The organism is Stenotrophomonas sp. 2YAF22 (genome assembly GCF_052114665.1).
Classification (GTDB): domain Bacteria; phylum Pseudomonadota; class Gammaproteobacteria; order Xanthomonadales; family Xanthomonadaceae; genus Stenotrophomonas; species Stenotrophomonas indicatrix.
The window spans coordinates 1-5,490 of the sequence record NZ_JBFRFE010000260.1 but is presented as its reverse complement, the minus strand read 5'-3'; the positions used below and the strand labels follow the sequence as shown (position 1 = coordinate 5,490).

Sequence of the window (5,490 nt, the reverse complement as noted above, 5' to 3'; positions counted from 1 at the left end):
GCCTGCATCCTGCCGACAGCCAGGCGCTGTACGATGCGCTCGACCGGCTGCGCGACGGCGGAAACTCGGTGTTCGTTGTTGAACATGATCTGGAGTTGATGCGCCGCGCGCAGTGGCTTGTGGATGTCGGCCCAGAGGCGGGCGAGCATGGCGGGCGCGTTCTCTACAGTGGCGAGCCCGACGGTCTGCGGCTGGTCAAGGAGTCCCGGACCGCCCTGTATCTGTTCGACCAGATGCCCGCGGCCGCCAGCCGGCAGCGCAGCGCCAACAGCTGGCTGGAGCTGAAGGGCATCCACCGCCACAACCTGCAGGGCGTGGATGCGCAGGTGCCGCTGGGGTTGCTGACCGCAGTGACCGGCATTTCGGGGTCGGGCAAGTCCAGCCTGATGGCGCAGGCGCTGCCTGAGCTGATGCTGCTGCACCTGGGGCATGAGCCCGCGGACGATGGCGCCGAGGGCGCGTCTACGGACGGGCCAACAGTGATCGAAGTGACGCGAGGTCGGTTGGCAGGCGATGTGGACGCCATCCAGCGGGTGGTGCAGGTGGATCAGAAGCCCATCGGCCGAACGCCACGGTCCAATCTGGCCACCTACACCGGGTTGTTCGACCACGTGCGCAAGTTGTTCGCCGCGACGCCGGCCGCACGCCGCCGGCGTTTCGATGCGGGCCGCTTCTCGTTCAACGTTGCCAAGGGCCGATGCGAGACCTGCGAGGGCGAAGGATTCGTCAGCGTCGAACTGCTGTTCATGCCCAGCGTCTATGCACCGTGCCCCACCTGCCACGGCGCCCGCTACAACGAGGCCACGCTGAAGGTGCTGTGGAACGACCGCAACATCGCCGAGGTCCTGCAGATGACGGTGGACCAGGCGCATGCGTTCTTCATCGAGGAGGATGCCATTGCCCGCCCGCTGCAGCTGCTGAAGGAAATCGGTTTGGGCTACCTGAGGCTGGGCCAGCCGGCCACGGAACTGTCAGGCGGTGAGGCACAACGCATCAAGCTGGCGACCGAGCTGCAGCGCAGCCAGCGTGGGCGCACGCTTTACGTGCTGGACGAGCCCACCACCGGCCTGCATGCGTCGGACGTGGACCGGCTGCTGGCCCAGCTGCAGCGGCTGGTCGAAGCCGGAAATACGGTGGTGATGATCGAGCATGACATGCGTGCTGTCGCGCAGGCGGATTGGGTGATTGACCTCGGGCCTGGCGCCGGCGCTGCGGGTGGCACCATCGTGGCCGAGGGAACGCCGCAGCAGGTCGCCCGCGCCAAGGGCAGCAGGACGGCGCCCTTCCTTGCGCGGGAGCTGGGGCAGGGCGACTGAGTCGAGGGCGGATCTGGATGGGTTGTTGGCCGGCGGCTGGGCCATTGGCTGCTTGTGGCCGGGAGCGGACATCGACGGGGCAGAGGATAAGGGCGCGTTATCGGGGGAAGAAGAGCAACCGAACCTGTCCAATGCGAGTGGACGCCGACAAGTCCGAATGGCGCAACCCGAACAGCGCATGGGTTCCTAGCTGGTCAGCTCGCCAGAGAGTCTTCTCAGGCATGCGGAGATGGTAGGCCGGAATCCTCCTGCGGAGTGGCGAGGCTTCGGGCTTCAGCTCCTGCTGGCAACGCTGTCCATTTATCAGCAAGTAGTCGGCCCATTAGTAAGGGCCGACTCAGTTCTGAACCCACAACCCCTCGAGAGATCCGACGGGTCAGGCGGTGGGGGCTTTCGCGGGGATGATGCCTTCAGACTTGAGCTCAGCCCAGAATTCGGCGGGAGCGACTGCGCTGGCGGCGGCAATGTTCTGGCGCACCGCATCGGCGTTCTGCGCCCCTAACAAGACCTCCGTTACTGCAGGATGCTTACGGACGAATTCGATCGCGGCCGCTACCAGGCTCACGCCGTGACGTTCTGCGACTGCTTCGATCGCCTGCACCCGCGAGAGGATTTCCGGCGGCACCTTCTGGTAGTCATACATTGCTGTCCCGGCCTTGGTGCCGGTGGCCAGGATCCCTGAGTTGAAGACGCCGGCGGCAATGATCCCGACCCCGCGTCGTTTGAGCTCATCAAAGGCACCGTCAAGCGGGCCATGGTTGAGCAGCGAGTAGCGGCCAGCGATAAGCGCGCAGTCAAAGCCGAACTCCGACGAGGCACGAAGCACCGAGTCGGTATCATTGACGCCCAAGCCAACGGCCGATACGAGACCGTTGGAGCGGAGCTCCTCCAGGGCCTTGTAGCCGCTGCCTGCAAGCTGGCGCCAGTAGATATCCGCTTCGTCGCCGTGCCAGGCCTCGCCAACGTCGTGCATAAGCAGGATCTCGATGAAATCTACGCCCAACCGGAACTGACTGCCCTCGAACGAGCGCATGATGCCATCGTAGGAGTAGTCGTACTCGGCGAAAAACGGGAGCGGATCGACCCAGCCGATGGAGTATCGATCCTTCAACTCGGTGAAGCGGTTGGCGGGTCGCAGGACCCTGCCTGCCTTAGTGCTCAGTGTCACCTTGTCTCGAATACCAAGTTCACGGAGCGCGTGGCCGAGGTAGTACTCGGCCTTGCCGTAGCCATAGAACGGTGCTGCGTCGAAGTGACGGATGCCGCCTTGGTAGGCTGCGTCGATGGCCTCTTCAACCTGCCGATAGTTGACCTTGTTGTTGAAGCCAGCCATGCCCACCATGCCAAGCCCGATGGGGCTTACCAGGGTTTGTGAGTTACCAAGTCTGTTAGTCCGCGGATCATTCATCAGAATCTCTCCAGGTTGTCTTTGCAAGACGCCGCAATGGCGGCTCAGTAGTTGCCGTTCGGCCAGTCCGTGTAGCCCTTGGCGCCGCCGCCGTAGTACGACTCACGCGGTGCAATGGTCAGTTCAGCGCCACGGCGCAGGCGTTCGACCAGATCGGGGTTGGAGATGAAGAGGCGACCGAAGGCGACGGAGTCGATCTTCCCGCTGGCACGGCGCTCAATTGCCATCTCCAGGTCGTAGTTGTTGTTGCCGATGAAGTGGCCGTTGAACAGGCCGCTCAGGGCATCCATGTCCACGCCTTCAGGAACAGTGCGGCTGGTCGCGGTGGCGCCTTCCACGAAGTGCAGGTATGCCAGGTTGAAAGCATTGAGCTTTTCGATGAGGTAGCCGTGCAGAGCCATGACATTGCTGTCCGGCCGAGTATTGCCGGCATCGGGGGTTACCGGAGAGAGGCGGATGCCCACGCGGTCACTGCCCCAGATCTTGACGATCTCCTCGGTGACTTCCAGCGTCAAGCGTGCGCGATTTTCGATGGATCCACCGTAGCGGTCCGTACGCTGATTGGTGGAGTCGCGCAGGAACTGGTCAAGCAGATAGCTGTTGGCCGAATGGACTTCCACGCCATCAAAGCCGGCGCGCTTGGCATTCTCCGCAGCCTTCTTGTACTGCTCGATGATGCCGGGGATCTCGTCGGTCTTCAGGGCGCGCGGCATGGAGACCGGGACGAAGCCTTCCGTCGTGTAGGTGTTGCCCTCTGCCTTGATCGCCGAAGGCGCAACCGGCGCGGCACCATCAGGCTGCAGTTCAACACTGGAGAAACGGCCAACGTGCCACAGCTGGCTCACGATCTTGCCGCCCGCGGCATGCACCGCATCGGTAACCTTTTTCCAGCCGGCAACTTGCTGCTCACTCCAGATGCCGGGGGTTGCAGCATAGCCGCGCCCTTGGGCAGAGATGTTGGTCGCCTCCGCAACGATCATGCCGGCACTGGCTCGCTGGGCGTAGTAGGTGGCATGGAGTTCGTTGGGGATGCCGTCTTCTTCATAGCGGCTGCGGGTAACCGGGGCCATGACGATGCGGTTCTTCAGTTCAATGCTGCCCACGCTGACCGCGTCGAAGAGGTCTGTGCGCTTGCCATTATCGATGGTGATGTTCATATAGTTGACCGGTCGTCTATAAAAATGGGAAAAAAATGGGGTTAGCTCAGCAGCTTGAGGGAAGAGGACAGGGCTCCCTCGAACGGAGATGCAGTGTGGGTGACCTTGGCCATCAAGGAAGCCCCCAGCCAAAGCTGATAGAGCCCTTCGGCTGTGGTTTGCGCCTGGACGGTAGCTGYAATGGAACCGTCGGCATGGCCCTGCTCGATACAGCGAACCAGCCTGCTGACAATGGCGCTTGTGCCCCTTTCAAGCACGCCACGCATGTCTTCAGAAAGGTCACAGACCTCCGGTCCAAGCTTCACTACCAGGCACTTTCCTTCGGGCAGAACCGAACCCTGTGTCTGGCTCCAGTACTCAAAGTAGGCAATCAGTCGTTCGCGAGCAGGGGACGCTGAGCCCAAGATCCCGTCAACACGGCCGAGGTACTCCGAGAAATACTCATCCAGAAGTGCCTGTCCAAATTCTTCCTTGGACTTGAAGTAGTAGTAGAAGGACCCTTTGGGAACGCCCGCGGCCGCGACCACCTCTGCCAGGCCCACTGCCGTATAGCCTTTGGCAGTCATGAGGGTGCGAGCGACATCCAGGATGTGCTGACGCGTATCGGTGGCTGGCTTCTTGGGCATGGGCGCTAGTGTGAGGCAAATACTGACCGGTCGTCTACTAACTATGTCCGGCCTGTTCAGTTCTCGGAGGGCTTTGTGGTGGGGTGCCTGTGGGCTTTACCAGTTCTGCCGGGTACCTGAGACGGCTACTACGCGCAGGCGCTTTCATCCAGCGCCTCATGCTCCCTGCCGGGCAGCAAGGCCAGGACTCGATTGACGTAGTCGTCGTTGAATCCTTCGCTGACCAACGCCGTGGCCAGAAGTCGAACGTAGTCGACGTTGGTACCTAGCGGGCCTGCCGCAGCTCCGATGGATGACGCTACAGCTTCGGGGCTTGAGTCGGGACACCAGTGCTGCGGCTGCGTGCTGGCGGTGAAAACAACTGCAGGCTGGATACGCCCGTCGTCCAGTTCTATATCCAGCCACTGTGGGACGTACGCACCGGTGATCATCTCCCGAAGCCAGATGGCTGCCAGCTCATCGTCACTGGCGTCCCGCGGTAGTCGATAGGCGATGCCCTCGACGTACCCGCCTGGTTCAAGAGAAAGCATGCGGCCGGGCTGCTCGAGCGTGGCGCGCCCCGCGATCAGATGCATACAGAAGCTTCGATGCCAGCCGCGGAGTTTGCCCTTGGCCCGCTCTTCAAACTGCAGGGTCGGGTTCCAGATGAGTGATCCATAGGCGAACAGCCAGATGTCCGCTGCCGACGCTGGACGGGCGGCCAGGAAAGCCTCTCTGGAAACAGCCAGCTCTTTGCCACTCCAGACCGCATCTGGTGGCAATGCCTTGAAGTGATCCAGATAGAGCCAGGAAACGAGCTCATCGCGCTTCAACATGCGAACGATCCGAGCCGGGCGGAAACTTCGGGCAGCAACGCCGGCATCATGCAACTCCGCCGCTCTCTGTGCGGTCCGGTAGCAAGCGAGCCGCCAGCGCCCCGATGGCGCGCATCTGCGCCAGTGACAACCCGTCTCTGGCTTGGATGGACATGCCCTCAAGCATGG

At 62.3% G+C, this 5,490-nt stretch carries 4 protein-coding genes and 1 pseudogene; 1 reads left to right on the top strand and 4 read right to left on the bottom strand.

What is annotated here, in order from left to right; genetic code table 11:
* Positions 1-1,316 (top strand): annotated as a pseudogene (locus tag AB4Y84_RS11775) (excinuclease ABC subunit A); the annotation flags it as partial.
* 376 nt (positions 1,317-1,692) lie between these two features.
* On the opposite strand, the gene AB4Y84_RS11770 reads toward AB4Y84_RS11775, so the two are convergent.
* The 4 genes from AB4Y84_RS11770 to AB4Y84_RS11755 all read right to left on the bottom strand — a co-directional run bounded on the left by AB4Y84_RS11770 (position 1,693) and on the right by AB4Y84_RS11755 (position 5,322).
* Positions 1,693-2,724, bottom strand: a complete 1,032-nt coding sequence (locus AB4Y84_RS11770; RefSeq protein WP_442243580.1) for an aldo/keto reductase — start codon at positions 2,722-2,724, stop codon at positions 1,693-1,695.
* 44 nt (positions 2,725-2,768) lie between these two features.
* Entirely contained in the window at positions 2,769-3,881 is a 1,113-nt protein-coding gene (locus AB4Y84_RS11765) for an alkene reductase (protein ID WP_442243579.1), read from the bottom strand.
* Positions 3,882-3,922: 41 nt separating this feature from the next.
* Positions 3,923-4,507, bottom strand: coding sequence for a TetR/AcrR family transcriptional regulator (locus AB4Y84_RS11760; RefSeq protein ID WP_442250169.1), 585 nt, complete (start codon positions 4,505-4,507; stop codon positions 3,923-3,925).
* Positions 4,508-4,635: 128 nt separating this feature from the next.
* Entirely contained in the window at positions 4,636-5,322 is a 687-nt protein-coding gene (locus AB4Y84_RS11755; RefSeq protein ID WP_442243577.1) for a gamma-glutamylcyclotransferase, read from the bottom strand.
* Between the last annotated feature and the right edge of the window lie 168 nt (positions 5,323-5,490).

Coding starts and splice junctions, on each gene's coding strand:
- AB4Y84_RS11770 (WP_442243580.1), bottom strand. CDS start 2,724: ATGAATGATCCGCGGACTAACAGACTTGGTAACTCACAAACCCTGGTA.
- AB4Y84_RS11765 (WP_442243579.1), bottom strand. CDS start 3,881: ATGAACATCACCATCGATAATGGCAAGCGCACAGACCTCTTCGACGCG.
- AB4Y84_RS11755 (WP_442243577.1), bottom strand. CDS start 5,322: ATGTTGAAGCGCGATGAGCTCGTTTCCTGGCTCTATCTGGATCACTTC.